Annotated in this window: 31 protein-coding genes; 15 read left to right on the top strand and 16 right to left on the bottom strand. The window is 57.8% G+C overall.

What is annotated here, in order from left to right; all coding sequences use genetic code 11:
* Window positions 1-3: 3 nt before the first annotated feature.
* The gene (locus ACH196_RS27690; RefSeq protein WP_396650068.1) at window positions 4-207 is read right to left on the bottom strand and encodes a hypothetical protein; all 204 of its coding nucleotides are present in this window, start codon (window positions 205-207) and stop codon (window positions 4-6) included.
* 146 nt (window positions 208-353) lie between these two features.
* Between ACH196_RS27690 and ACH196_RS27685 the strand changes: the two genes are divergently transcribed.
* Window positions 354-593 carry a hypothetical protein gene (locus ACH196_RS27685; protein ID WP_396650067.1) on the top strand — a complete coding sequence of 80 codons (240 nt, stop codon included), beginning with the start codon at window positions 354-356 and terminating at the stop codon, window positions 591-593.
* A gap of 296 nt (window positions 594-889) precedes the next feature.
* Here the strand turns inward: ACH196_RS27685 and ACH196_RS27680 are convergent, their stop codons facing one another.
* Window positions 890-1105 (bottom strand): hypothetical protein, encoded by a 216-nt coding sequence (locus ACH196_RS27680; protein ID WP_396650066.1) that lies wholly within the window; start codon window positions 1103-1105, stop codon window positions 890-892.
* Between the two features lie 364 nt (window positions 1106-1469).
* Window positions 1470-1694, bottom strand: a complete 225-nt coding sequence (locus ACH196_RS27675; RefSeq protein ID WP_396650065.1) for a helix-turn-helix domain-containing protein — start codon at window positions 1692-1694, stop codon at window positions 1470-1472.
* A gap of 89 nt (window positions 1695-1783) precedes the next feature.
* Here ACH196_RS27675 and ACH196_RS27670 point away from each other — a divergent pair, with 89 nt between their 5' ends.
* From ACH196_RS27670 to ACH196_RS27640, 7 genes are all read left to right on the top strand, one after another.
* Window positions 1784-2038, top strand: a complete 255-nt coding sequence (locus ACH196_RS27670; protein WP_396650064.1) for a hypothetical protein — start codon at window positions 1784-1786, stop codon at window positions 2036-2038.
* Entirely contained in the window at window positions 2032-2859 is an 828-nt protein-coding gene (locus ACH196_RS27665; RefSeq protein WP_396650063.1) for a hypothetical protein, read from the top strand. Before ACH196_RS27670 ends, ACH196_RS27665 begins: the two co-directional genes overlap by 7 nt.
* A gap of 38 nt (window positions 2860-2897) precedes the next feature.
* The gene (locus tag ACH196_RS27660; protein ID WP_396650062.1) at window positions 2898-3086 is read left to right on the top strand and encodes a hypothetical protein; all 189 of its coding nucleotides are present in this window, start codon (window positions 2898-2900) and stop codon (window positions 3084-3086) included.
* Complete coding sequence (locus tag ACH196_RS27655) at window positions 3083-3331, top strand: hypothetical protein (protein WP_396650061.1); 249 nt, start codon at window positions 3083-3085, stop codon at window positions 3329-3331. The genes ACH196_RS27660 and ACH196_RS27655 overlap by 4 nt, the downstream gene beginning before the upstream one ends.
* Entirely contained in the window at window positions 3328-3516 is a 189-nt protein-coding gene (locus ACH196_RS27650) for a hypothetical protein (protein WP_396650060.1), read from the top strand. Before ACH196_RS27655 ends, ACH196_RS27650 begins: the two co-directional genes overlap by 4 nt.
* 141 nt (window positions 3517-3657) lie before the next feature.
* A complete protein-coding gene (locus ACH196_RS27645; RefSeq protein ID WP_396650059.1) occupies window positions 3658-3837 on the top strand; it encodes a hypothetical protein in 180 nt (59 codons plus the stop codon).
* Window positions 3838-3978: 141 nt separating this feature from the next.
* Complete coding sequence (locus tag ACH196_RS27640) at window positions 3979-4227, top strand: RNA-binding protein (RefSeq protein WP_396650058.1); 249 nt, start codon at window positions 3979-3981, stop codon at window positions 4225-4227.
* A 4-nt stretch (window positions 4228-4231) separates the two neighbouring features.
* Here ACH196_RS27640 and ACH196_RS27635 read toward each other — a convergent pair whose 3' ends face one another.
* Window positions 4232-4420 carry a hypothetical protein gene (locus tag ACH196_RS27635; protein WP_396650057.1) on the bottom strand — a complete coding sequence of 63 codons (189 nt, stop codon included), beginning with the start codon at window positions 4418-4420 and terminating at the stop codon, window positions 4232-4234.
* A gap of 287 nt (window positions 4421-4707) precedes the next feature.
* On the opposite strand from ACH196_RS27635, the gene ACH196_RS27630 reads away from it, so the two are divergent.
* On the top strand, window positions 4708-4875 hold the full coding sequence (locus ACH196_RS27630) for a hypothetical protein (RefSeq protein ID WP_396650056.1): 168 nt from the start codon (window positions 4708-4710) through the stop codon (window positions 4873-4875).
* The gene (locus tag ACH196_RS27625; protein ID WP_396650055.1) at window positions 4875-5135 is read left to right on the top strand and encodes a DUF982 domain-containing protein; all 261 of its coding nucleotides are present in this window, start codon (window positions 4875-4877) and stop codon (window positions 5133-5135) included. Before ACH196_RS27630 ends, ACH196_RS27625 begins: the two co-directional genes overlap by 1 nt.
* Window positions 5136-5160: 25 nt before the next feature.
* On the opposite strand, the gene ACH196_RS27620 is transcribed toward ACH196_RS27625, so the two are convergent.
* Window positions 5161-5658: a hypothetical protein gene (locus ACH196_RS27620; protein WP_396650054.1), complete on the bottom strand. Its 498-nt coding sequence runs from the start codon at window positions 5656-5658 to the stop codon at window positions 5161-5163.
* Between the two features lie 285 nt (window positions 5659-5943).
* Between ACH196_RS27620 and ACH196_RS27615 the strand changes: the two genes are divergently transcribed.
* From ACH196_RS27615 to ACH196_RS27595, 5 genes are all read left to right on the top strand, one after another.
* Window positions 5944-6519: a tyrosine-type recombinase/integrase gene (locus ACH196_RS27615; protein ID WP_396650053.1), complete on the top strand. Its 576-nt coding sequence runs from the start codon at window positions 5944-5946 to the stop codon at window positions 6517-6519.
* A 69-nt stretch (window positions 6520-6588) separates the two neighbouring features.
* A complete protein-coding gene (locus ACH196_RS27610) occupies window positions 6589-6975 on the top strand; it encodes a DUF3768 domain-containing protein (protein WP_396650052.1) in 387 nt (128 codons plus the stop codon).
* A 90-nt stretch (window positions 6976-7065) separates the two neighbouring features.
* Window positions 7066-7644 (top strand): hypothetical protein, encoded by a 579-nt coding sequence (locus ACH196_RS27605; RefSeq protein WP_396650051.1) that lies wholly within the window; start codon window positions 7066-7068, stop codon window positions 7642-7644.
* A 166-nt stretch (window positions 7645-7810) separates the two neighbouring features.
* Window positions 7811-8086, top strand: coding sequence for a hypothetical protein (locus tag ACH196_RS27600; RefSeq protein WP_396650050.1), 276 nt, complete (start codon window positions 7811-7813; stop codon window positions 8084-8086).
* 328 nt (window positions 8087-8414) lie between these two features.
* Window positions 8415-9413 (top strand): hypothetical protein, encoded by a 999-nt coding sequence (locus ACH196_RS27595; protein ID WP_396650049.1) that lies wholly within the window; start codon window positions 8415-8417, stop codon window positions 9411-9413.
* Window positions 9414-9652: 239 nt separating this feature from the next.
* Here the strand turns inward: ACH196_RS27595 and ACH196_RS27590 are convergent, their stop codons facing one another.
* The 11 genes from ACH196_RS27590 to ACH196_RS27540 form a co-directional block, all read right to left on the bottom strand.
* Window positions 9653-12493 carry a hypothetical protein gene (locus ACH196_RS27590; RefSeq protein WP_396650048.1) on the bottom strand — a complete coding sequence of 947 codons (2841 nt, stop codon included), beginning with the start codon at window positions 12491-12493 and terminating at the stop codon, window positions 9653-9655.
* A gap of 547 nt (window positions 12494-13040) precedes the next feature.
* A complete protein-coding gene (locus ACH196_RS27585; RefSeq protein ID WP_396650047.1) occupies window positions 13041-14180 on the bottom strand; it encodes a hypothetical protein in 1140 nt (379 codons plus the stop codon).
* A gap of 431 nt (window positions 14181-14611) precedes the next feature.
* Window positions 14612-15808, bottom strand: a complete 1197-nt coding sequence (locus tag ACH196_RS27580) for a His-Xaa-Ser system-associated MauG-like protein (protein ID WP_396650046.1) — start codon at window positions 15806-15808, stop codon at window positions 14612-14614.
* A 28-nt stretch (window positions 15809-15836) separates the two neighbouring features.
* Window positions 15837-16232 carry a TIGR03982 family His-Xaa-Ser system protein gene (locus tag ACH196_RS27575; RefSeq protein ID WP_396650045.1) on the bottom strand — a complete coding sequence of 132 codons (396 nt, stop codon included), beginning with the start codon at window positions 16230-16232 and terminating at the stop codon, window positions 15837-15839.
* Window positions 16207-16800 carry a His-Xaa-Ser repeat protein HxsA gene (hxsA, locus tag ACH196_RS27570; RefSeq protein ID WP_396650044.1) on the bottom strand — a complete coding sequence of 198 codons (594 nt, stop codon included), beginning with the start codon at window positions 16798-16800 and terminating at the stop codon, window positions 16207-16209. Before hxsA ends, ACH196_RS27575 begins: the two co-directional genes overlap by 26 nt.
* Window positions 16797-17888 carry a His-Xaa-Ser system radical SAM maturase HxsC gene (gene hxsC, locus ACH196_RS27565; protein ID WP_396650043.1) on the bottom strand — a complete coding sequence of 364 codons (1092 nt, stop codon included), beginning with the start codon at window positions 17886-17888 and terminating at the stop codon, window positions 16797-16799. Before hxsC ends, hxsA begins: the two co-directional genes overlap by 4 nt.
* Window positions 17885-19291: a His-Xaa-Ser system radical SAM maturase HxsB gene (gene hxsB, locus ACH196_RS27560; protein WP_396650042.1), complete on the bottom strand. Its 1407-nt coding sequence runs from the start codon at window positions 19289-19291 to the stop codon at window positions 17885-17887. Before hxsB ends, hxsC begins: the two co-directional genes overlap by 4 nt.
* Entirely contained in the window at window positions 19288-19566 is a 279-nt protein-coding gene (locus ACH196_RS27555) for a hypothetical protein (protein ID WP_396650041.1), read from the bottom strand. The genes hxsB and ACH196_RS27555 overlap by 4 nt, the downstream gene beginning before the upstream one ends.
* 370 nt (window positions 19567-19936) lie before the next feature.
* On the bottom strand, window positions 19937-21520 hold the full coding sequence (locus ACH196_RS27550; RefSeq protein ID WP_396650040.1) for a DUF927 domain-containing protein: 1584 nt from the start codon (window positions 21518-21520) through the stop codon (window positions 19937-19939).
* Window positions 21521-21849: 329 nt separating this feature from the next.
* Entirely contained in the window at window positions 21850-22311 is a 462-nt protein-coding gene (locus tag ACH196_RS27545) for a hypothetical protein (RefSeq protein WP_396650039.1), read from the bottom strand.
* A gap of 394 nt (window positions 22312-22705) precedes the next feature.
* Entirely contained in the window at window positions 22706-22957 is a 252-nt protein-coding gene (locus tag ACH196_RS27540) for a hypothetical protein (protein ID WP_396650038.1), read from the bottom strand.
* Between the last annotated feature and the right edge of the window lie 622 nt (window positions 22958-23579).

Below are 23579 nucleotides of genomic sequence, written 5' to 3'. Positions count from 1 at the left end.
AGTTTAACCGCTGGTGGGGGTGTTTTTGGGTGCCGGCGCGGTTACCCCGCCCGGATTGTCAGCCGTTGAGCCGTCTATCGTCTCGCCCCATATACCCACCGCTGCCCATACGACGAATGCGAGCAACAGGCTTGCGACCAGCACGGCCAGCACTTTAACGCCCCTTCGGCCTTGGCGCGCCTTGTCCGTGGGGATTGTCTTTTCCATTAATGTGATCCGATGCCGAGCGAGGGAAGTAGCTCGTCAATGTCCCGATCGGCACATGGTTCCGATTTGCCTCACGCTTCAGCACCGGTCAGGGGCTTTGAACCGTTTCGGGCAACCGTTCGTTGTGGCGATCTGCGGAGGAATTCATGACCAAGCGAGGACGAAGATTTCTGAATGACTGGCTATCCGTGCATATCCCAATCGGTGCCGAACCGGATAGCGTTCTTGCCAGCGAACTCGCTGATCGCTTGCTTTTGGACGCTGAGACCGCAGGCATGACGGAAGACGACATCGACGAAGAAGTTGACAGCGTTTTCGAGGCAGCCCTACGCTCGATCAAGAAGCACAAGCGCAAAAAAAGGCAAGCTGACGAGAGTCGTGGTTGAGGGAAGAATGCTCCGCTGCATGGCGTGCAATACTGCTTTTGCTGGCCATCCCTGGGCGCGGCATTGCTCTGAAGCTTGCCAGGCAATCACGCGTAAGAAGGCCGCGAAGCGCCGGAACCAGCGTCGGGCAGCGCGTCAGAGGGCCGAGCGGTCGGAGATAAGCTGCGCCGTGTGCGGCAATGTGGTAGCCGCGCAAAGGATGACCCGGCGCTATTGCTCATCTTTGTGTCGGCAGAAGGCCTTTCAGGCTCGGCGGAAGACCCCAGCCGCGTACAACGCAATCCTTGGGACGCGCTCTAACGCCTCTTACTTGTCTCGAAGGCTTTGACTTCATCAAAAAAGGTATCAGCAATGAGCCGAAGTTCGGCCGCTTCTCGTTGAAGGGCAATACGCTCGTCCTCTGATATCTCTTCTCGACCCCGCTTGATGCCAGCACGGAGCTTTTCCATCCGGCGCTCCCATGCTTCCATCTGCGCCTTTGTGGTTACGTGCCGTTCGGTCATACCAAACATTACAGCAAGCTCGGCGCAGACGCGACGCAAAACCGCGACGAGGAAATGCTTACTTCCGCAGCCTTAGCGCCGGCAACACTCGAAATTGTGACGCATTATTGGCGCGAGCTATTTCTATGTGATGGAGTTTCCAATTTATCAATAGCTCGGTCGATCGCCAGAAGCTGACCTTGCAACCGAACAATTGCTTCCGGATCGTCGTCGATCATTTGGTATTTGCGCTCGACCACGCGAGCGCGCACCCGTTCCAAGGCTTGGAGCGAAGCAACAATCTCGCTCGCTATGTCGTTGGATAAACCTGGCCGAACCATGCGCGATGTTGAAGGGTGGGCGATCTTTGTGCAAGCGCGAATTCGGGACGATGTCAGAGCTTCCGCAGCCTGACCCCAGCGCCGCCACCGTTCTCCGGGATGAATTCAACGCCGGCCGCCTCCAGGGCGGTGCGGATGGCGGCAACAGTGCTTTCCTTCAATGGCTCCCCCCGTTCGAGCCGCGCAATCGTATCTGGTGAAACGGAGGCGAGAGCAGCCAGTTCACGAACGCCCAGCCCCAGTGCCACTCGTGCCATTTTGCACTGGACAGATTGCATTTCATAACCCTGTTACGAATTCGTTTGACGCGCAGCCTTATTCGCGATTATCGTATCACTGTTACGAAACCCGAACAAGGAATGCTGCAATGCCGAACACCCATGTTCCGGCTGCGGGCGGAGCTTTGCCCACAGCCCAACATACAACCTTCCTCGCCGTGACGCCGACCATGCGGTTGAGGATCGCAACCACCATCGAAAACCTAATCGCGTTGCTCGACGAGATTGACAGCGACGCTGACCTGGAGGACGGCGGCGATCTGGAGTTCGACCCCGCCGAACTGGGCATCGGCGACCATGCCGCCCTGCATGAAATCATGGTCGGCGGAGGTGTGTCATGCTGACCCGCCGCGCAATGCTCACAAGCACGCCCGCGCTCGCGCTGGCCGTCGCGACGCCTGCGGTCGCCGCTTCCGTCATGCCGATCTCGACGGGCGACGACACAAAGTTATTCGCCTTGCTCACCGACTATCAGGCCGCAAAGGCGGACCTCGCCAAGGCGAAAGCCGATCTAGACTGGATCGCCGACGAATGGCGGCACGTTTGGCCTCTGGCGCCGCAAGAGCTTTTCTGGACCGCCAACGCCCACAACAGCTATGCCACGAACCCTAACCCGGAACGTGATCTGGCCGGCAACTGCGTCATGCGCGGGAAGGAAGGGCTCGACAAGCGGTACTGGAAAAAGAGATTCCTCGCACAGGGCGGAACCACCTGCTTCCATCTCTATCCAAGTTCGCATTTCGCGGGCCGTCTGGCGTCATGGCGCAAGGTAAAGCCGTACGGAAGGACGGCGAAAACTCTCGCCAAGAACGTCGCCCTGCGCATTGACCAAATCGCCCAGAATGAACGCGGGCTTGCGCGGGCGCTTGAGTATGAAGCCGAGACGGCACGGCTTCGCAAAGTGTCTGGCGCGGACGAAGCGCAGGCTCGCGTCGCCGTTGCCAACGATGCCATCTTCGACTTGTCGGAAGCGATAATGCGCCGCCCGGCGATGACGATGGACGGCATTCAGGCCAAGGTCGATTTCTTCCTGACCTTGCCGCGCGTCGTGCGGCTGTTCTCCGGTCCCGAGTGGCGGGGCGCGGAAAGCGGCAACATGCTGGCATTCGGCTGGCACCTCTCGCACGACCTCAAGCGCCTTCGCGGAAAGGCGGTGCAATCATGACCTCCGCCACGACACCGATCCCCGCGTAGTGCATCGACATGCTTCACCAAATCCGCGACGAACTGCAAGTCGTCTGGCTGGCGTGCCAGTGCGATGCGGCGATACCGCAAGGCGCTAACCAGACTGCCATTGTCGAAACCATCAACGGCATCGGTAACCGCCTCCAGGACGTGCTTGTCTTGGCGGGCGAAGCCGAAAAGCCTTTCGGAAAGGAGCGGGCGCCATGAGCGGCCTCCCCCGATCGGACAAAGACCCTGTTGCGCAGGTGGGTCACCTGTCGTCGATCATGACGGTATGCGCCTTGGCGCTGGAAGGCGCCGAAAGCTGGAATGATCCAATTCGCAAACGGGTGACACAGGACATCGTGGGCTTGCTGCAATTCGGGGCGGACTTTGCCGTAGGCGTGACGGTGGCGGTGGAGGCCGTCGAAATCCAACTCCAAGCCGAGCGGAGAGGGCGGGCAGAGGTATGACCTATCTGGCAATTGCCGCCGGCCTCGCCCTGGCCTTCGCGTTCGGCTTCCTGCTTGGCGACAGGCGCGGTGTGAAGCAGGCCAACATCATCCTCGACCAGAACAACAAACTGCTGCTGGCGGCTATGCACGACGCCGATCGGGCGCCGGTGGACGGCGAGGAGGAAAGGCCCGTGCTGCATTAAGCGGCGGACAAATTGTCCATCGTTTCAGCCCGGCTTCCGAGAGGCAGCCGGGTTTTGCGATTTCCGGCCTGTTGAAGCTCAGGCGCGCGGCACGCAACGACTCAGGCGCGCTGGCGTTCACCACACCTAAGGAGAACTGCAATGGAAATGGAACCGGCAGAAAAACGGAGCATCGCTCCAAAAGACGACGAGGCAAAGGCCCTTCACCTAGCCGAGACCACGGACCTTTCGCCCCAGCAGGCAAAAGAGTTGCTCCAGAAGCATGGGGGCGACGTGAAGAAGGTCAGGCGGCTGGCCGAAAACTTCAAGGCGGAAGGCTAGGCGCATCGGCCGGCATGTCTTTGTGAATAGCCAACGGCTCGAAACAGGAATACGGTCCAAAAGTCGTCCGCACCCAACCGAGGCTCACGGACGCTTGGAAGAGTCTATCACGCTTTCGCCCCGACCATGGGAGGATGGCGTATGCCCTTCACCAGACGTTTTGGCGCGTTTAATCCCGCCGAACTCGAGATCATCCAGAAGGTATTCGACCGGTTGTGTGACGAGCGTCGCTTAGCTCAGAACGACATCGATCAGAGGGAGGAGCTGGCTGCTGAGGTCATCCACGTCTTCCAGCAAGGGCGGACAGCCGAGGCCGACCTGTGGAGGTCACTTTCTGAACGCCGTATGGCACAGGACAGTCCGCTGCCTGATCTCCAGGAGCGGGGTTAGACCTTCAGGCGGCAGCGCGCCAATCATCAGCGGCCGTCGCCCGCCAGCGGTCCAGCGCCGCATCGGGACTGCGATCCACCACGACAATCTCGCGATCGGCGAAATCACCGGATACTGCCCATAGGCCGGTGCCGAGGCGAGAAACCTTCACCTCCGCAACCTTCCCCGACACATTCACTTCCGCCCGCTGCATAGCCAATCCCGTATGGTTCGCTGCGAATTATAGCGCGTGCAAATACCGACAGAATGTGCGAGTCGCAACAGGAAATGTTGTAACCATGACAATCTCCATTCGGCTGCAACGACTCCCCGGCTCGCGCATTGACTCGCCTGAGTCGAGTGAGTGTTGCGTATGTGGGCCAAAGGAGAAGGCACAAGAGTTTCAGCACCGGCAATCCACCGGCCGCCAACGACTCACCCTCCAATCTCAGAACACCTTCGCAGCGTGCCGCTGTTGCCGCTCTCAAAGAGCGCGAGAGGGTGCGCATCATCTCCCAAAGGATTGCCGATGGCGAAGTGAAGTCGGCGCGAGTGCGCGTCGAGGGTGAATTTTACGAGGTGCGGCCGATCGACCTCGCGTTGCTCCAGAAAGGCCGCTCGCCGGAATGGCTGGGGCTGGAGCCCATTCCCGAGGACGAGGAAATCTGATGGCACCCGAAAGCGGATGGTGGGATGAACCGGTCAAGGTAATGCTCGGCAAAAGCGTCACCGTCCACCATGTTAGCAACAACCTCCAGGCGGCCGACATCCTTCTGCACAAGTGGCCGACGAAGGGCGGCGCGAAGCAGCGTGCAGCGCGCGAAGCTGTGTTGAAGGCAATGGAGCGGACGCAGGATCGAGTCACGCTGGCCAAGGCTCAGAAGGCATTCGCCGAGGCAGCAAAAGAGGCTGACATCCTGATCGGCTGAAGCGATCTCGCGGAAGCGTGTCCCGCTATTTCCTTGCTTCGATCATCTCCGATGCGGTGACTTTCCAACTTTTGCCGCGATGTTTGTTGCCGGCGGTGTCCGTTGCAAGGGGTCTGATACGGGTACGTTCCACCCCGATTTGCCTCAAGCCATGACCAACTTCAGAATAGGGAAAAGCCAATATCGCGGATTCTCCATCCCCGAGCGTGACGGGCAACTTGGTGTTAGGCATCCCAGGCAGCTCGTTGTGGAACATGGGCAAAAGCGTGCGACCATCGGGCAATTCGACCGCGAGATAGTCAATCTTAACTGGGCGGTGGCCCACGTTTACGGCTTCGACGCAAACGAACGGATGTCCCATCTCACCTGACGTGTAGGTCGGTATTTTGGTCGTGAGCCACACCTTGATTCGCCTCGATTCCTTTGATCGAGCGCTCCACCAATTGAATGTGGACAGTGCCGCGCCCCATACCGCGAGAACCAAGAGTACGACATCTTTGGAAGGACCAAACCACTCCGGCATTCCAAATCTCCTTGGCCACCGAGTTGTCCGTCAGTCAATCGCAGGAATAGAATATGCAAGTAATTCAACATGATAGGCGGATGACTGGCGGAGGGAGTGGGATTCGAACTGCTGGTCGCGCATTGAACAAAGGACGTGTTCGTTCATGGGGGATATACAACCTGTGCTTGAATTTTGAGCTGGTTAATGCTATAGTGACTTCACGCTGGCTTTGAGCCACGTGCCAACTCGGGCGCCCTTTGGCGCTCGTTTTGATTCCAGCCATCACCCTTCAGGAACCATCCAATGAGACGACGACCCGCCAAGATATTGCGGCCTGGCGAGCTGCGAACACTACTCAAAGCCGCCGGCCGTGCACGGCACCCCGAGCGAAACACCGTCATCGTGCTGCTGAGCGTTCGCGCTGGTTTGCGCGCCTGCGAAATCGCATCGCTGGAGTGGGGCATGGTGCTCACGCCAAAGCGCCAGATCAATCACGTGATTGAACTGCCGGATTGGGCGGCGAAGAAGGGCAGCGGCCGCCGTGTGCCGGTTCATCGAGAGTTGAAGGTTGCCTTGGCACGGCTGGCCGCGACCGAGGGACAAGACGGCCCGATTGTGGTCTCGGAGCGTGGTCGGTCGATGACGGCAAGAACCATCGTCAACTGGTTCGCCCGCATGTACGCACTTTGCGACCTGGCTGGCTGCTCGTCTCACTCCGGCCGACGGACCTTCATCACCAATGCCGCTCGGTTGGTGTATAGGGCTGGCGGTTCGCTTCGCGACGTTCAGCAGCTTGCCGGTCATCAATCGCTGAAGACAACACAGGCCTACATCGACGGCGATACCGATGCGCAGCGGCGGCTTGTCCGGCTGCTTTAGAACAAATCGTGAACACTCCTAGTTCGACAGCATCTGACTCCGCACGAAACCCTGCATGGAGACTCCATCATGCCAAAAGACAATGAGCCGTGGGACGAAAAGACGGTCGCCGAAATCAATGAGCTACTTGATGCCAACGCCGCCAAGCTACGGGAACTAAACGATGCGCTACGCTCCTATCACCAGGGCGGCATTGTGGTGATAACGCCGGGCATCTCCGGTTTAGGCCCGACGTTGATGAGCCGCATCCTCACCGCAGTGGCCGAGTTCAAGGACTTTACAGAGGATAATGACCCTCATGGCGAGCATGACTGCGCCGTCATGACGGTCGAAGATATCCGGATCATCTGGAAGATTGACTATTACGACAAGCGGCGCCGCTATGCTTCGCCGGACCCGACTGACCCAAGCGTCACATCCCGGGTGCTGACCGTCATGCGCGCTGACGAGTATTGAGCTCGGCCATGGCGGCTGCGCTGACCACAATCCCCGGCGGCGGCGCAATGGCCGGCTCTCGCTGTTGCGTTGCACGGCGGAGGCTTGCCGATGGCGCGCCATAAACCACAACCCCTGAAGCAGGGCGATCTCGACGGCCTTTGTGGCGTCTACGCGATCATCAATTCGATCCGATTGGCGCTTGGCGAGGCCGAAGGACTTTTTCGACGACCGGATTGGGAGGAACTCTTCTACAGCCTCCTATGCTCGCTCGACGACGATCAGCGAACACTGGGCGCGGTCGCCTCGGGCATCGGCACAAAACCGTTCGCCAAACTCGTTCGAACCGCTGTCGACCATATGCGCGACGAACACGAGATCGCCGTCACCATCGCTCGGCTGTTTCCTCCCGGTTCAAAACCAAAAAGCCGGGAGGCGATCCGCGCCATCAAACATGCGACGGCCAATGGCACGCCGGTGATCGCCTGCTTCTCCGGCAAGCTGAACCACTGGAGTGTGGTCAACAAAATCGGTGCATCGAACATGTCGCTGTTCGACAGCAGCACTCACCGGCGCATTCGGCTGGCCAATGTGCGAATGGCCTATGAGCCTAGCAAGTCGCCGCCTCAATATATTCTGCAGCTCGGCGGGTTATGGCGCGTCGCGCTCAACGGGGACGGCGAGCCGTAGCCCTACTCCCCTCTTCATGGCGCGCTCTGATGATCAGAGCAAGATTGCAGCCGGTAAGTACGCCAGACCGTCTTCGACGATGACGAACATCGCAGCCCGACTGCAATTTGCGTGTTCCGGCGTGTGTACTCATCAACAGAATCACTTGCCAGAAAGGACCATCCCGATGCCGATAGAAGAGGACGAACAACCCAACCGTTCTGCAAGCAAGGATGAGCTTGTCGACGATCTGCCAAAGGATCCCTACCGGGCAGCAGCTATGGCTGCCGGCTGGCGAGAAGGCGGTGGCTACATATTCGACGGCGCCGTGTTCGACAGTTGGAAGGAAGCGGTGAGCTGGTCGGGTGATGATGGCCGCGACGAACGCGAGCGCTCGAGCAACCTCTACGCCACCTGGAAGCAATGCTGCGAGGCGGAGGATATCGAGATCGTAGCGCCGTAGTACGAGAGAACATTTGGCGGCCCGGCTGCCTACTATCTAACCGTAGCGCGCGCCGGACGAACATCGAGCATACACTGGTACAGCTCCTGGCCGTGCACTCAGCCAACTTGAGACGGTCGTCGCGAGCGCCAGCGCACCGACGCTCCGGACCAACTCGTGGCAAAAACGGTGAAATACCACAAGTAGCGAAAATCACGTCAAGCTCACTTGGGTCGCTTGGATTTACTACCTTAGGTTGCGCGCATTGCAGGGCTATGATGACGATTCATCGTCGTGTTCACGCCCGCCATCGCGTGCCTGGATCGTTCACGAAAATTGAGTGTGAGCCATGATTGTGAACATCGACGATGCCGTAGCCCATGCCGCAAACCTGCTCGCGTTCACCCACCGGCGCGGCAGCGAACAATCGGAAGCGGCGTCAGGACCCTCGTTTCTCGCGGAGGCCATCGAGCATCACGACACAGCGGTCCTCTATCGGTCGCTCATGGACGGTTTTAGCTATCAAGGCATTTCGGACGCGGTCGCACAAAACTATGTCGCTAAACACGGCAACGCCGAATGGTCCGACATCGAGAGAATGCTCGACGGTCCAGAGAGTGAGGGCTGCCCGAAGCTGGAGAGCTTTCACAACTTCTCCGGCTGTGGATACCGCAAATCGTCACATACTTGCGCCAACATGGCCGCCCTCCCTTCTTGTCCAGTCCCCACGCTGCCACTCAGAAAGGGTGTCCTGAACCAACAAGCCTTTGCCCTCTATTTGCTTATTCGTGACCGCTGTGGTGGTGACCTGGTCAAGTTCATTGATCAGGTTCTGGCCATTGCCGACTTCGAACCGGACCCGGTCACGACGGGGCGCGAGGCACTCTTAGCCCTGTTCACCAGCATCACCGGTGTATCGCGAAAGCTGGCGAGCATGATGCTGGCAACGATCCTGCTGGCAGCTGGCAACCGTCGGCCAGGCTGGAGATCTGCCGGCAGCGCGATAGTAGCAATCGACTCCCTTGTTCACAATCACCTGCATCGGACCGGCATCCTAAGGGCTTACAGCGCCGAACACCGATATGGCGAACACTGCGCCGGCAACCAGGGCTGCGAACTCATCGTTCGGGACCTCGCAGCGAGACACGGCTGTTCGACGCCGAGTGCCAACGCCGTGTCACCCCGTCAACTCCAGCATGCAATTTGGCGCTTTTGTGCCGGCAGCGAGCTCAACATCTGCAACGGCAATCGCATCAACGATAAGGCGCCCTGTCGGCAGATCGAATGCCCCTTGGGCCACGGTTGCGGGCGTATCGCTTTGAAACCATTGTTGTCGGATTCAACGTAGTTGTTCGCGTTGTCCGATTGGCTCGGTCAGATGGCAGGGCGTTTCTTTAGCGGCCGGACCAAAGGTATTTGCCACGTCGATGGTCCGCAACAATATTCAACAGGCGACGTCGATGGCGCGTTCCCAGGCTCTCGGACATTTCGGCAAGGTCGTGACGACGCCGCTCGGTCTCGCATCCGATCTGTGAACCGCTTCAGGTAAAGTAAAGGCTCAGTGGTAGGGCTGTCTTCATCTAAAATTCAGTTTGCAATCCAGCCACTTGTAAGCGTGTGACCTGCTTTCCATGCGACCAACGCTGCGTCATTTTCTCCACAGGAGATCTCAATCGGGTCGCGCATCATGTCGAACTCGGCGTCGACGACGGCGCCCAATTGAAAACAATCCTCCCTGTACTCGCCACGTTCCCGGTTCGTCGTCTTAACCCGTGCCTCCACGACAATAGCTTCGAGTTTTCGGCCCTTCCAATCCACCGTCCCATAGTCGCTTATGGCGGTAGAGACCAATGTCGGGCTCCATTTTTCTGCAGTCATGGAAGCATGCCAGCGCGAGAAGTCAGGAAAGATCTTCGATATTTCTACCGACCGATTATCCTCGCCATTAGGCGACACTACGCTCGTTCCCAGCACCACTTTCTTTAAGCCGCCGTCGAATTGGTTCATGAGGGCGGTTGCCGCAGCGCTGTTCGTTTCGCGCATCGCCGCCTGGCGAACCGCTTTCTGCTGTGCAGCTTCCTTGCTACGACGTTCCGCGGCGACTGCTTCAGCCTGGTTGGCTAGGCGTCGTGTTTCTGCATCCTTCGATGCCTTGTCGCGGTCGGCGTTCAGCTTGGCCATCGCGTCAGCAATGACCTTGTCGTCGAACCAGAGCGGAAGGACATTGAACGATATGTCGTCACGCTCCATCGCCGTCATCATTTGACTGAGCGTTTCGGTGGACGCGAAGAGGATTGCACAGCGATTGCGCTGGATATCAGTGTACGCCTCGTTCTGCGTAACCGTCTTGAATCGTGTCCAATCAGCCTCGAACCCAGCAAAACCCGCGACCTGACTAAGCGTGTCTGTATAAGCCGCACGCTCCTCTGACAAAACGGCGCACGAATCTCCCTTCGCTGAGGGGAACTGGATAACTCCGTAGCCCTTCCGCGCACCGGATTTAATGTCGGAGGAGATTGTCGCTGAAAGATTATCCTCCTCCTGTCGCCGCGCATTGAGCTTGTCAAAGTCGATCAGAGTAAATGGTCTGAGCGTTCTGGTCTCTAGCGCTTCCAGCACGGCAGCTGCGAATTCCGTACCTGACTCAAGAAATGCCTTTCGGTTAAAAAGAAGCAAGTCAGCATTGTGAATGTTATCGGCACGACAGCCAGCGGCACTCAGATTTGTCTCTGTTGCGCCCATCGGTTTGACGGCGTCGCGTAGGCCACGAGAGATCGAGGGTGTCACCTCAAAGCCAAGGGCGCAGATTGTCGCGATCCCGTTCGTAAATGAAAAATCGCCCGCCAGATTTCGAACCAAAGCTGGGGCATCTGGCCCCGCGTTTTGGATCACAACTACCTCATCGAGCGGACCACGCATGAGGAATTCATTTGATGGCGTTATCGCAAAGGGAGAAACTTCAGCGGCGTTCTCAATAGCTGCTGTAACCTGTTGTTGGTCCGACGGAGCTTTATCGGTTAGTGCGTTCAGGTCGCTCGAGAGGTGATGTCGCGAAATCAGGGCTTTGATCGCTGTTTCGGCGTCTGTCAGGTCTTCAAGATCATTCGACTTCACTGTCTCGCTCAGAAGCCGTAGTTCGCCAACGATGTCTGGCAAGTTGGGCGAGGAAATATTTGCGGAGACCCATCGCATGAGGGCATCACGAACTGTCGTAAGTTCGTTTTTTATCTGTACCTTCTGAGCTGCGGCCGCGGCAGCGCGCTCCTGCTCGCGTTTCGCCGCAAAATCATTGTACCCGGGAACTGCCGCTAACACACCTTCCAGCCTTCCTGCCGTCTGGGTCAAAACGTCTGTTGTACCCGACGAAAGCGTCGCGTTGAGAGCAGCGGCTTTTTCAGCGATCTCGATCAAGTTTGGAACGGCGGGATTCAGACGCAAGAATGTGTCAGCGTCTGCCAGCAGCGCTTTGGCATTTTGCTGAGCGTCCTTCAATTCCCGAACAAGAGCCTTTTCGTAAGCGACCTTATCGGTGAACCCTTTTGCCTTAGCAGCGCGATAAACCCTTACGTCATTAAACCCAGAAGATTTGAATGCGGCCAGTTCAGCCTGGTTATCGAGACCGAGGCTGACTGCTAATCGGTAGTCACGCGCTGACGTAAAGCCCGCATTCCTCCCACTTTGGAACTCGTCGAGGGATTTAAAGCCAGCAGTGCGAGCGGTATCGAATGTGACCTTGTCCGTGAAGCCAATGCTTCGCGCGGCCCGAAAGTCGCTCACGTTTGAAAAGCCAGACCTGGTGTAAATTGCGTACTCAGCGCGCGTTTCAATTCCTACCGCTCGTGCTGCATTATAGTCGTCAGCCGTTGCAAAGCCGACGCTACGTGCTCGCTGGTATTCTTCGCGGCTGTAGAAACCTCCCCGGCGTGCATCGTCATATTCATGTCGGGTGTCAAAGCCCTTGCTCTTGGCCTCGCGATAGGATGAAGCGTTGTCAAACCCGGCGCGTTTGGCCGCGTTGAAGCTATCGGCATCTTCAAATCCCATCGACCGCGCGAGTTGCCGTTCTCGTTGGCTACCAAAACCATCCTGAGAATTGCTTTCCATCACCGCTAAGGTGCTAGCGTTAAGGAAGTCACCGCTCGGGGGACCGAAGGCAGCCATGTACGCGTTGAACGATTTCACGGTACCAGGGCCGATCAGTCCGTCCGTATCACCGCTATAGAATTTCAAGCGAAACAACGCTGTTTGCATTCGAACAACCGTTTGCCGCAAAGCCGGTTGTGTCATCAGGTCGGTTGATTGGCTCGAGCCAAAACTATGCCAAACGATCTGCGTAAAATTTGATCCCGCCGAGAGGAAAGAGTCCTCTGGGATGAGACGAAGTTGCTTGAGAGTCTTCAGATTTGGTTTTGCTTTGTTCTCATACAAGGTGCCTAAGACTACTCCGAAATTCCCATTCTGGGATTGAATAACAGCACTTGGACCCATTGTGTAGGAAAAGCTCTGGGCAACCGAAACCGCATCAGAGTAGTTGCTACGACTTGCAACCACCAGCCATACCATTGATCGGTACGGTGGGTTCAATGCGACGGGTAGAACGTACGCTGAACCGTCTGTGGAATACGGTAGCGATAGCTCAGTCGGCGGAGCGATTGTTCCTGCCGTAGCATGTTGTGTCGCCAACAACGAGCCCGCGACCATCAGGCTCAGCGCTGTTATCCCCAAAAACTCACGCCCTACTTCACATGGCAACTTCACGCGACCAACTCCCTACGCCGCATGCAATACACCTACCCCAAAGACTGTTAGGAATTCCATATTACGCTTTGTCAATTTATCTCGCAACGAACTGCGCAGGCACTCAAAAGATTGAGAGATCGCCGTTCGATTTCAGCCCAGCACGTCTGTGCACACACGATCTGCATCGACCAAGCCTGCTACTCGCTCCCGAGGGGTGGAGGTTCGGCTCTGACTCTCATTCCGCGTCGGTCGGCCGCCGCACCAGCTCCAGAAGCCGCCTGAACTCCTCATCGGGCATCGCTCCCTTCCACCCGTTCACGAATGCGCACACGACCTGGAGGTTGTGGGAATTATAATGTCCATTGCTATCGATGCGATCCGGAGAGGGCCATAGCTTGCGGTCGAACCCATCTTTTCGGAGATCGAGCTTGATCCCGGTCAAGGCGCAACGGCCCTTTTGCTTGTCCATAAGGTTTCGCAAGTGCGCGTCCAACTCCTCGTAGGTGAGGCCAAGTTCCTTCAGTTTTCTTGTGATTTCTACCCTCTGGCCTGTTGCGTGTTTCACCGTATTCGCAACCGAGTCGATCATCCTGCGGATGGCGATGTCCACGCCGCCATAGATCTTCGCGTTAGAAGCTTTGCCCTTTGCGCTGTTTACGAGCAGGATGTCGGGGCGTTCAAGCTCCGGCCGCACGAGGAGCCAACAAAACGAGTGCGCGTCAACCAGGCGGACTTCGGGTAGACCCGCGAAGTCGGTCAGTGCCGCGCGAATGTCCTGCAGGGCGGCAACATACTCCTGATAGTTCTCCCAAGAGCACCGCCACGCCGTCCGCAGGTCGATTTTGAGAGCAGCGAAAGCGCGGTCAAAGGTCTGCGATCCGATCGGCATAAACCGGCCCGGATCGCGGAGGAAGAAAAGATAGGCGATCAGATCATACCGTGAGCCCGCAAAAGCGCGAAGCTCCTCAAACGCCAAGCCGTAGTTTGGCTCGCCGCGATAAAATTCGATGGCCCACTGCTCTATCCGCTGCCTTTCTGTCGGATCGTCCAAGGCATCCAGTAACGCGAAATGGGATCGATTACGGTGCCCGTACTCATTCGGCCACCGAACCAAGTTATTGGGAGGCGCGCCTACTTCCTTCGGTATTTCAATGGCCGAGATAATTGATTTGAGAATCTGTCCACTTCCCACTGAAGTCTGCGGCCAATTTGCTGGCCCAAGCCGGCGCAGCGCCTCCTCCCGTAGAGAGAGCTTGTAGCCTTCCCACTCCTCCGCCAGGCCCTCTCGAAAAGAGGTAAAGGGCTGCTTGCTTTTGCGGAATATCCGGTCCTTAAAGACGGCAAACTGATCCTGAAAGGTTTTCGCGTCGATCACGATCCCGTTTCCCCTCTTCTCACACTTGTGACCTGCGCAATCCTCTTGAAACTGGAGCCATTGAGCCTTCCCGAGGCATGGATCAACGCGATCATTTCGTAGCAAATAGCCTTGAGCCAGCCCCCTTTGATCACCTGCAACTGATCGCAAAAGCGCCTGAACCGGAAGGCCTGCTCAGGCCGTCGCCTGCCGATTGTGTTGAAAAAGTCGAATGACCGGCGAAATGATGCGAGCGGAGCGGAAGTGCACAGAATAGCTTTCTACTCGAGCCGCGCAGAAGAAATGAAACAGCACAAACTGCCCTAGATTCCGCCGCGCGGAGAAAGCCATTCCAGACTGAATCGCTCCGAGTGACGCCTACAGAGTTTTTCAACACAATCTGCCGAAAGCAGTCTTTCCGCCACCGGCCCCCATTCGTTGCATCAGAGAGTTTATTCGGTCTCATCAACGGGCTGGTCGCTATCGAATTCCAAGCTACCCAAAAAAACCACCAACTGTTCGATGTCACGATCGTCCAAAGCTAAGCCTGCCACGGGCGTATGGCTCCACTGTTTCAAGACTTGGTAGAAGTCAGCCCTCTGGTGAGCGTCCGTTGGCACGTTCTCCGATCTTGCTAGTGGGTCCACATGTGCGCGGATCGCCTCCGATAGTTCGTAGAGCGAACCAGAATGCGAGTAGGGTGCGGTCTTGGTCACATTGAAAAGCGGCGGCGTTCGGAAGCGATAAAGGTCGTCGACGTCGAGCGTTACATTGTAGCGGCCATAGTCGATGCCAAACCCGTTCTTGCCGAATCCAGCCTGCGGAAAGGGGATCGTGTGGAATGCAAAATCGGTGAAATAAGCCCCGTTGTGGCAAGTGGCGCAGCGGCCCCTGCCGTAGAAGATCAGCCCGCCTTCGATCTCGTCCTCTGAGAGGTCTCTTTCGGCAAAGACGAATTCGTGAAACCGTGTCGGCTTGAGCCGGAAATTGTGACGTATGAAGCCGGCCAGTGCTTCGGCGACGTCGATGAACCGGATTTGGCTCGGGTCGATAGTATGCGCCTTGGCGAGCGCGGGCCCGATCTCGAGATCGTCTCGCAGCCGCTGAGCGAGTTGGTCGTAGATTTGGTTCGCGGATGCGACGGTCTCACTCTGAAGGGTTTCGCTGCCGGCGCTGTTGAGCAGCATCTCCCCCAATTCAACTGGTGGGAGATGAACCGCGACGACCAGCGGATCATCCGAGGGTTCTTCGCCCGCGAACTGGCTGATCATGGCTTCTCCGCGCGCGTCTACGCGGCCGTCCCAGAAGAATATCTCGAAGCCCTTGCTGCCACGCCCCCAGAACGGCAACGCGTTGCGGGGAATGATGTCGCCGCCGCCCATAAGGCGGGCAACGCCTTCACCGCGACCTTCCGTGCCGATCGCATTGGGCAGTCCATCGGCGGAACCGAACCGATCCAGATGGCATGAGGCACAGGCGGTCTCGCGTTCGAGCGAGAGCTTCTTCGTCTGGAACAGCAGTTTCCCGGCGGCGACGAGGTCAGGAGGCACCGGCACATGCGTCTCTTCGGCTGGAACGAGACCGGCGTCGAGCGCCGCCTGGCGGAGGACGTTTTCCCGAAGCGTATCGGCCGCGGCCGAACCGGCCATGATGCCGACCAAGATTGCGACGGTGGGGCTAGTAGCGGATCTCATGGATGCGAACGACTTCCTGCAGGTTGATGGCCCGCTCTTCGATGGCAACCAATGCCATCTCGCTCAATTCATTGTCGGTGAGGCCCCATCGGATCAGGCGCTTGCGCATGAGGTCGTAGTCCTGGCAGGCGATGAGATGAATCTCGGCGGCCTTCAGCTCGCGCACCGTGTCTTCCGAGGGCGTTTTGGACACCGACATTTTTGCAATCATGTGGCCGCGCATCGCCTGATCGCAAGCAAAGGTGAGTTCCCCGAAGCGTTGCTGCGATAGATGCATCACCGCCAACTGCCAAAGAGGCATGGCGACAATCGCCGTCCCGACGCCCGCCAAAAAAACAGCGATATAGGCGAGGCTACTGAGCCACGATCTTAAGCGCATCCAGCACCTCCGGCGTGATGGTGCCCGTCACCTTCAGCCCGTAGTCGTCCTGCATTTTCGAGAGTGCTGCCTTGGATTCCGGCCCGAGCACTCCGTCGATCGCGCCCGTGTAGTAGCCGAAGGCGAAGAGCGCGAACTGCACCTCCTCGACGATCTTTCGGAATTTCTCCGAGTTGCCAGGTAGGGTCTTCGTGACAGCGGCCGGTGGGCTCGGCAACACAGACGACGGCGGCGTGCTCGTCTGATTGCGTGATGTGTCTGGAAGGGCAGGCGTCACCTCTTGCGGCGGGTTGTAGAGGCGCACCGGAGGGGCCGTGCGAACAGGCGGTTCGGCGCGAGGAGCCACGTAGCCGCCGCCGGACGAAGAGCGATGACTGCCATGCGATCCATGGCTTGAATGGGAACGATGGGCGGCCAGCGAATAGAGATGGTGGAGCCGGAACCGCTCAAACAGCGATGGCTTCTTCTCGCGCACCGGTTCAACGCCGGCACCGGGCAGCGCTTCCGCCCGCGGCGTCACAAACCCGGCCGCGACGAGCGAAGTGATGAGAAAGCGCGCTCGTTTCATGTCAATCCCAGGTGAGCAAAGCCTCGATTTGGATCATACCACTCGAAGAAGCCTCCGCAACGTGCGCGCAGTGAACATCCGGCACAAGGTTCAAGGAATTTCTGCTTCCAGTCTGAAATCGTCGCAGGCGCATATATGCGGTATGCTTCGGGCACGGTACAAAGCGGAAAGTTGAACAGGGCCACGTCAACGCCTCTTGCCAGAGCGATGTTCATCGCACGCGCGATAGGCTCAAAATCGACGCTGTTGTCATGAAACAACGCATCCCAGTTCATGCGGCCGAAGCCGATCGGCTCTAGTTGCATCACGGCCCAACTCGAGCAGAAGGGGAGCACGGTGGTGATGAGGGTTGCTAGACTTGGGAGGCATTGAACATTGCGCGCCGTCACCACGGTGCGCAGTTCGATCCGTGCGCCGCTCGTTGCGACGACAGGCATCGATTCCATAAGACGGTGAAAGGCGCCTTCCTTGGCGACAATCGCATCATGCTCCTCCGGGGTCGGCGCATAGATCGGGATGCCCCAGAGAACGCGGTCGCGCGCCACCCGCCGCAGCCATTCTTTGTCGCCTGATTCAAAGTGCTGACCGTTGGTCAGAACATGGAAGCGCAGGTCGGGCCGGTTGGAGAGCGCGGTTTCGATCAGGTCAAAAAGCTGGTCCTTGTAGAGTAGCGGCTCACCGCCCGAGAGACCGACTGTTGCGCCGGCCGGCGCCAGCAACACGGCCTGTGTGAATTGTGGGAATAGATCGGCATGGCCCGCCTTGGGCGGCTGGGAACACATGACGCAGAGTTGGTCGCATCGTTCCGTGATCAGCAACGTGTTGTGCCGCGACTGCGAGCGGATCAGACGGTGAACCGATGCCCGTCCTGGCACGGCCAGAAGCACATCGCCGTCGAGCGACTCCGTCGGCGCTACCTCGATGCGCAGAGAGAAACCGCAATAGTCGTAGTCGCGCCAGCCGTTCTCCTCGCCGATCATGACCGCCTCTTTGTCGAGGTCGAGATCTTTGGCGTTCGTTTCGCGGAGCCGCAGAATGAGCGGTTCGGCGATAGGCGGCACCTGCGCCTTGAGGCGAAGCGAGATCATCCGTGAACCGGCGCCAGCGCCGGATCGAAGACAGGGATGTCGAGCCAGGCCGCCAACGAGCGACGCGTCGCATCATCATCGCGATAGATCAGCTCAAAGATCTTCCTGAATATCGCGGTATGCCGACGGCAAAACTCCGTCTCATGCTTGGGCAAGTCGATGCGGTTGTAACGCGACAGATCGTCGATCAGATCGACGCCGCAAAATGGCTGGAATACGCATAGCGTGCAATCCTCGTGGAAGTTGTTGTCGGCGGCGCCATTGAGCGCGGCGACCCGTTCGCGATCGAGCCCTGCAAAGACGGAGCCAATCGAAAGATCGATCTGGCCGATCCGTGTCATCATGCGCGCCTCATCGGTGGGGTACAGTATCCCGTCGAAATCGACGACCATGTAATCGGCGCCGAGCAGATTCGGATTGCGCAGGTCGACATGGCCGTGGTGACCGCCTCGAAAGATGCGCCGCAGGCAATGGCTGAGGTAATATTCCTCCATGGGCGCGGCAGCGTCCGCGTTGTAGCGGATCAGCGCCTCGATGAAGCGCTGATAGTAGTCGGCCCATCCATCCTCGCCGGCGCGGCCGAAACGTTTGCGCGCAAAACCCTGATAGTTAATCGGGCGGAGATAGACGGACCGAAGCCCGAGCCTCGAATAGCTGGCAATGATCGTCTCGGGTGGCGGCGCATGGTTCGGATCGATTGTCGGCAGCGCCGATACCTTGTCCGGCCCGAAAATCGCGACGGCGCGTTCGAGATTGGCAAGAAACTTGTCTGTGCGCCTCGGATCGACCGTGCGCTGGCGCGTGTGCGTCGGAGCGTCGCCGTCGAACGATGTGCTCAGATGCGTGTCCGGCGCGGCGAGGAAGGTCCATCCTTCGTCCGACACGTTCTGAAGATTCGAACAGACCACGAACTCGGCGGAGGCGAACCGCTGTCGGCAAAATTCACGAACGAGATTGAGCAGATCGAGCCTGAGCAGGGGTTCGCCGCCCTGGAATTCGATCTTGATCTGGGTCGTGGCGAGGCCATCGAGCAGCGCGAGGGTTGCCTCGAGTGTCGCCTCATCCCAGTCGAAGCCGCGCGCGTTCTCGTTTGCTCGTGACACCTGGCAGTAACTGCAGGCGAGGTCGCAGCGCAGCGTCGGCACGAGAATGATATAGTCCAGCGGCCCCGGCACAAACTGACGCTTGGCCCATCGCGACGCGAAACCGACATAGTGGTGATCACCTTCTTCACAGAACGCGTGCCCCCGCCCGGTCAGAAAGACCCTGTCCCACTCGCTTAGATCATCGTATGCGTACCGAGCCAAGAAACCGTCGTTCGAGCGGAAAAATCCGCCCGCCTCGTCAGAGAAGAGGAAATCGCCGTTCCCGGTTTCGGCAAATCGAAGCGGCCACACGCTCATCTTTGCGCCATGAGATCGAGGAAGCGGGCCCGCAAGGGAGCCGATTCTACACGGATCTTCTCACGGTAAAGCGCATGGTTGATTTTGCGGGCGATTGCCGCGCGGTCGACCGGGGTCGAAGTCGTCACGCGGAAGCTTGATCCCGCAACCACAAGCGCAAAGTCCCGTTCAACATAGCCAAGGCGTACAGCTGCATCGGCCATGTAGGGTGCGAACAAAGGCTCTACGTCGATCACAAAATCGATCGGCCTGTTCGAAGCAGTCTGCGCACCCACCAGTACATCCTCCCGGGTCAAATCTACGGAACTTGGTGACTATGGCAGTCGCTGACGATACCGCACGACCTGCCTTGTCTTTAGATGGGCCTTCAATCGTTCCCGAGCGGCTGAGGTACGTGCCGGCTTCAGAACGGTAACCACTTGTGCGGCGATCGCCAAGACCCGACATTGCGGAATTGGCTTCGACCGAGACGCTGCATGACATCGTGCTAGCGCCGGCAGTGTTCGCGTAATGCCGCAGTGTCAACCTTCTGCGATCCTTGGCGATAACGACTGATGACTTAAATGGTCAACTGTAAAGAGTTCCGGACTACCGGAACGCGAGGAGAGAAAAACGCCCACCGCCGCGTTCTTACGTTGGATACCCTTAGATGGCTTTATCCATGGGAACCTGCACCTGGTAAACGCGATCCTTGGATTTCGAAGTGCGGAGTCGAACCTGGGATTGACGCCCGTCTTTTGCACGAAGGAGACCTGCCCGGTGCAGATCCGCCAACACTTCGTCGGACCTAAAGCCGAAGGCTCGCCTGAAGCTTTGCGATGTTATCAGCGCCCATTTCGTGCCCGCATCCACTTTCAGAAAATACGACGTGTCATCGAATTCCTTTTCAGTCAGATCAGCGGGTGTGCTTACTATCCGGGACTGCGACTTTCCGCGTTCGAGAAATGCCATCACTTCGTCGATGGCTGAGACCCTAGTTCCAGCGACTTCTGATCGCGTCGCGATTTGTGATCGCCGGTAGACCTGTAAAACCGCGGGTCCAATCCCCCTGAACGGAAGCACTCGAAACCGGTACGCCAACCTTCCCCCGGCGTACACGAGGGCAAATTTATCAAGCAACCGGCCCTCGGGTCGGTTCAAGTCGCCTCCAACAAGATCGCGAAACTCCTGCATATAGCGCGCGATTTTGCGCTTCAGAAGCTCCGCACCAAACGACCGGCTGAGGTATCGCCCTTTGAGGACCCCAAGAAATTCTCGCGCGGCATGGCCATGGTGGTCGCGGGCCAGGTTTTTGACGGCTAGGATGGCATCCGCCGAGGATTCTTCGCCGGAGGGTACCGTGTCGAAACAGCCGAACGGCGCATTGACGGGGATCGTGGCGAGGCGAACTTTGACTGCGTCAGCCCGGCTTTTCTCGATTGTGCTCAAGAGGCTCGCAATCGGTTGATTGGCGGTGCTCAGGCCGAGGAAACGAAACTTCCTGGCGGTGTCTTGGCCGAAGCGGGCCTTTTCGGAGCCGCTGGCGAGTTTGAAAATGGTGCTTGCGAGTGTCTCCTTCGTCCCGCCGCCGGCCATGAAATGGTTCTCCTCATCGAGCTGAAGGATTGAATCGGCGGCCAGGGCCATCTTCTCCTCCAGGCCATTGACGGTGGTATCCCAGTTGTCGATCCAGTCTTCGGTTTTCCCGAAGACCGATGCGCTCAGCTCAAGCATTGTGCTTTTGCCGCCGCTCGTGTCGTCCGCTAGTTCGAAGAACGGGTTGTCGGAGATGCTAGGCGCAAATTTCAGGATCAGCGACGCGAACGCGCACGACATCACGAACGTAGGGATCGCTTGCCCTTCGCAAAGGTGGGCAACCCCAGTCTGCCATCCATCGATGGTCCCATTATGAGCCCACGGGCGAGCGTTGGCTGGCAGGTCTGAGATCACCGGTAGCCCGTCGATACGATCCGGCAATTCGTCACCCGGCTTCACGTACTGCCGATCATACCAACCGTAGCGGCCCACGTGCAAGGCAGGCTCGCTGTCGACTAGATTCTCGGCGGCATCGATGATTTCTTTTCGAGATCTATGGCTGATGATCGTCAACTTTTGCCGCTTGAGCTGAGCCCAAAAGGCAGTCGGATTTTCAATCAAGTAGTCGATTTTCCCGTAACCCGCGCGGCCACCTTTCTTGACTTGCAACCACTCCGAGCCATCGCCAGTGATGAATTTCGTGGGACTAATCACGAGAGATCCTGCCCGGGAAGTGTGAGCTCTGCGTAGCTTTCGATTCCTCTCGATGGGCGATGCTTTGCGTACGTCGGTCTGTTTCATTTTTCACCTGTGAGATGGATTTTGATGAAGAGAAATTAGCTTTCGTGGTGGACTCGACTGTGGTTGCGACTGAACACTGATCAGCGTCAGATATCGCCGTTGCATGATTCACTCGCACTGCCGCCGGGAATGGCGGGAACCCCGGGAACGGCGGGAATGCAAAAAGGATTAAGACGTTCGAGGCGCCTGAACTCCTAACCCAACGCCACGCCATCATCCGCTAGGGTAGCGCATTTCTTCGACTACGCATGTTTCGCCACTAGCTTTCCGGCCTGGATGGAACACCCATGCAGCCAGATCAAATCGCTAAAGCGTTGCTCATCGATCCACATCAGCCAATCTGCCAACCTGTCGGGCGGCAGTCGGCGACGTGACGTCCGTTTGCCGCCTGGTAACGAGATCCTCATTGGCCAAAAAGGCTGGGCGACGTAGTAGGGGACACGAGACATGAGGTTTGTTGCCGCGCGCCGCAGTATGGGTCTTTTGACTTCACCAGGCCTGTACGGTGCAATGCCGCGCAGCCCCTCAATGGCGATCCCGACATTGCCGACCGAGAGGACGTGAAGGTGGATCTGATAATGATCGCCGACGGGGTTATAGTCTCCGTGGACCTGGGCGATCAACCACCCAGAAAGATTCGGTAGCCCCTGACGATTGAGCTGCGACCTCAACCGTTCAATAAGCTTCTTCGGTTCGAAGTTCATCAACTCCGGTCCCGGGATGCGCCAGCCGCGAGGCACCAATGTGTAAAGTGAAATCGAGCCTTGAGGGACATTTCTGAGCAGGTCCAGGACGTGCCCACAAAAGTGCCTTCGAAAGCGCCTCATCGTCCGCATCGATGCGAACGTCGGACTGAGCTTTCCGACGCGTTTCGGCGGAGCCAATTTTCTTGCAAGCCGGCGCAACTTGCGGCTCCGAAGATCTTGGCGGTTACAGGCGACCCTCTGAATGATATTGGCTCGTAGCTTATCTTCGTTCCGTGCCATCTCCCGCGTTTCGAAATTCGCACGAACCGATCTTCCAGGCGGCTCCGACAAATGACAGCGAGCTCGCAAATCCGTATTGGGATGCGCGAGCCCGTCATGTAACCTCCTTCCACTATTCCTTATCATTTTCAACAAATTCGAACCACATATCGGCCTCGATCCACCCATCTGTGGTAACGTTATAGATCTGATGATTTTCCACCGTAAGCTTCTTCTGTCCTTCCCTTCTCACGTTATTATGTCTAACCATTGTCACTTCTATTTTTGCCATAGATTCTCCGCCGTTTGCAATAATTCCATCACACACATTGAAAATACCAGAGAGTATCTCCGCAAACCCTCGTTCATTGTCGCTGATATCCATATCGACATATTCTCCCACACTGGTCCAAAGGCCGTTAATAGAAGGGGTAAACATCTGTGAACCCCGCCGAGGCGAACCAATTCGTCTTCGGTCATACAGCTTTACCGGATCGACCAGACAAAAAGGAGTTGGGTCGGCAACCGTTACCCACCCCCGGGCATAGGCGTCTCGACTGCAGGTAGACGCGGCAATTGTGGCTCAAAAGAGCCCGTAAAGGAATGCCGACTACTGACGAGAATGCGCACTCCGATCAGGCAGCCAAGAGGTTTGCTCGCGCCAAGGCACAGATCACGCGACCGGACGTTTCATAACTGACCCTCTTTCGCCTTATAAGCAGCCTATATCGCGGCACTGATCGGCATAGCGATCGCAAGTGTACCCAACCGCGCCACAGTCTGGCAACGTCAACCACGATCCGCTCTGGACCCTCAAGCCCTAGCACTTCACAACAACGCGGCCCCAGACTGGTGCTCGGAACTGGACTTCCAATCCGCCCAGCTTCAACATGCCCGTTTGCCCGAGGACCATCGTGCCCTGCCAGATCAGGCCGGAAATTGCGCTCGTCGAATTGACTGGGTACGACGAACGCGACTTGCCGTATGCTCCCGTGGCGGTGCGTCCA

It is taken from the genome of Mesorhizobium sp. IMUNJ 23232, from assembly GCF_044326205.1.
Classification (GTDB): domain Bacteria; phylum Pseudomonadota; class Alphaproteobacteria; order Rhizobiales; family Rhizobiaceae; genus Kumtagia.
The sequence above is the reverse complement of the archived record's forward strand: the minus strand, read 5'-3'. Positions and strand labels throughout refer to the sequence as shown.

Coding starts and splice junctions, on each gene's coding strand:
- ACH196_RS27650 (WP_396650060.1), top strand. CDS start 3,328: ATGACCTATCTGGCAATTGCCGCCGGCCTCGCCCTGGCCTTCGCGTTC.
- ACH196_RS27645 (WP_396650059.1), top strand. CDS start 3,658: ATGGAAATGGAACCGGCAGAAAAACGGAGCATCGCTCCAAAAGACGAC.
- ACH196_RS27660 (WP_396650062.1), top strand. CDS start 2,898: ATGCTTCACCAAATCCGCGACGAACTGCAAGTCGTCTGGCTGGCGTGC.
- hxsC (WP_396650043.1), bottom strand. CDS start 17,888: ATGATCTCGCTTCGCCTCAAGGCGCAGGTGCCGCCTATCGCCGAACCG.
- ACH196_RS27635 (WP_396650057.1), bottom strand. CDS start 4,420: ATGCAGCGGGCGGAAGTGAATGTGTCGGGGAAGGTTGCGGAGGTGAAG.
- ACH196_RS27690 (WP_396650068.1), bottom strand. CDS start 207: ATGGAAAAGACAATCCCCACGGACAAGGCGCGCCAAGGCCGAAGGGGC.
- ACH196_RS27545 (WP_396650039.1), bottom strand. CDS start 22,311: ATGAACTTCGAACCGAAGAAGCTTATTGAACGGTTGAGGTCGCAGCTC.
- ACH196_RS27625 (WP_396650055.1), top strand. CDS start 4,875: ATGGCACCCGAAAGCGGATGGTGGGATGAACCGGTCAAGGTAATGCTC.
- ACH196_RS27610 (WP_396650052.1), top strand. CDS start 6,589: ATGCCAAAAGACAATGAGCCGTGGGACGAAAAGACGGTCGCCGAAATC.
- ACH196_RS27595 (WP_396650049.1), top strand. CDS start 8,415: ATGATTGTGAACATCGACGATGCCGTAGCCCATGCCGCAAACCTGCTC.
- ACH196_RS27675 (WP_396650065.1), bottom strand. CDS start 1,694: ATGCAATCTGTCCAGTGCAAAATGGCACGAGTGGCACTGGGGCTGGGC.
- ACH196_RS27575 (WP_396650045.1), bottom strand. CDS start 16,232: ATGCGCTTAAGATCGTGGCTCAGTAGCCTCGCCTATATCGCTGTTTTT.
- ACH196_RS27605 (WP_396650051.1), top strand. CDS start 7,066: ATGGCGCGCCATAAACCACAACCCCTGAAGCAGGGCGATCTCGACGGC.
- ACH196_RS27655 (WP_396650061.1), top strand. CDS start 3,083: ATGAGCGGCCTCCCCCGATCGGACAAAGACCCTGTTGCGCAGGTGGGT.
- ACH196_RS27670 (WP_396650064.1), top strand. CDS start 1,784: ATGCCGAACACCCATGTTCCGGCTGCGGGCGGAGCTTTGCCCACAGCC.
- hxsB (WP_396650042.1), bottom strand. CDS start 19,291: ATGAGCGTGTGGCCGCTTCGATTTGCCGAAACCGGGAACGGCGATTTC.
- hxsA (WP_396650044.1), bottom strand. CDS start 16,800: ATGAAACGAGCGCGCTTTCTCATCACTTCGCTCGTCGCGGCCGGGTTT.
- ACH196_RS27540 (WP_396650038.1), bottom strand. CDS start 22,957: ATGGATATCAGCGACAATGAACGAGGGTTTGCGGAGATACTCTCTGGT.
- ACH196_RS27580 (WP_396650046.1), bottom strand. CDS start 15,808: ATGGCCGGTTCGGCCGCGGCCGATACGCTTCGGGAAAACGTCCTCCGC.
- ACH196_RS27665 (WP_396650063.1), top strand. CDS start 2,032: ATGCTGACCCGCCGCGCAATGCTCACAAGCACGCCCGCGCTCGCGCTG.
- ACH196_RS27680 (WP_396650066.1), bottom strand. CDS start 1,105: ATGTTTGGTATGACCGAACGGCACGTAACCACAAAGGCGCAGATGGAA.
- ACH196_RS27600 (WP_396650050.1), top strand. CDS start 7,811: ATGCCGATAGAAGAGGACGAACAACCCAACCGTTCTGCAAGCAAGGAT.
- ACH196_RS27685 (WP_396650067.1), top strand. CDS start 354: ATGACCAAGCGAGGACGAAGATTTCTGAATGACTGGCTATCCGTGCAT.
- ACH196_RS27615 (WP_396650053.1), top strand. CDS start 5,944: ATGAGACGACGACCCGCCAAGATATTGCGGCCTGGCGAGCTGCGAACA.
- ACH196_RS27640 (WP_396650058.1), top strand. CDS start 3,979: ATGCCCTTCACCAGACGTTTTGGCGCGTTTAATCCCGCCGAACTCGAG.
- ACH196_RS27620 (WP_396650054.1), bottom strand. CDS start 5,658: ATGCCGGAGTGGTTTGGTCCTTCCAAAGATGTCGTACTCTTGGTTCTC.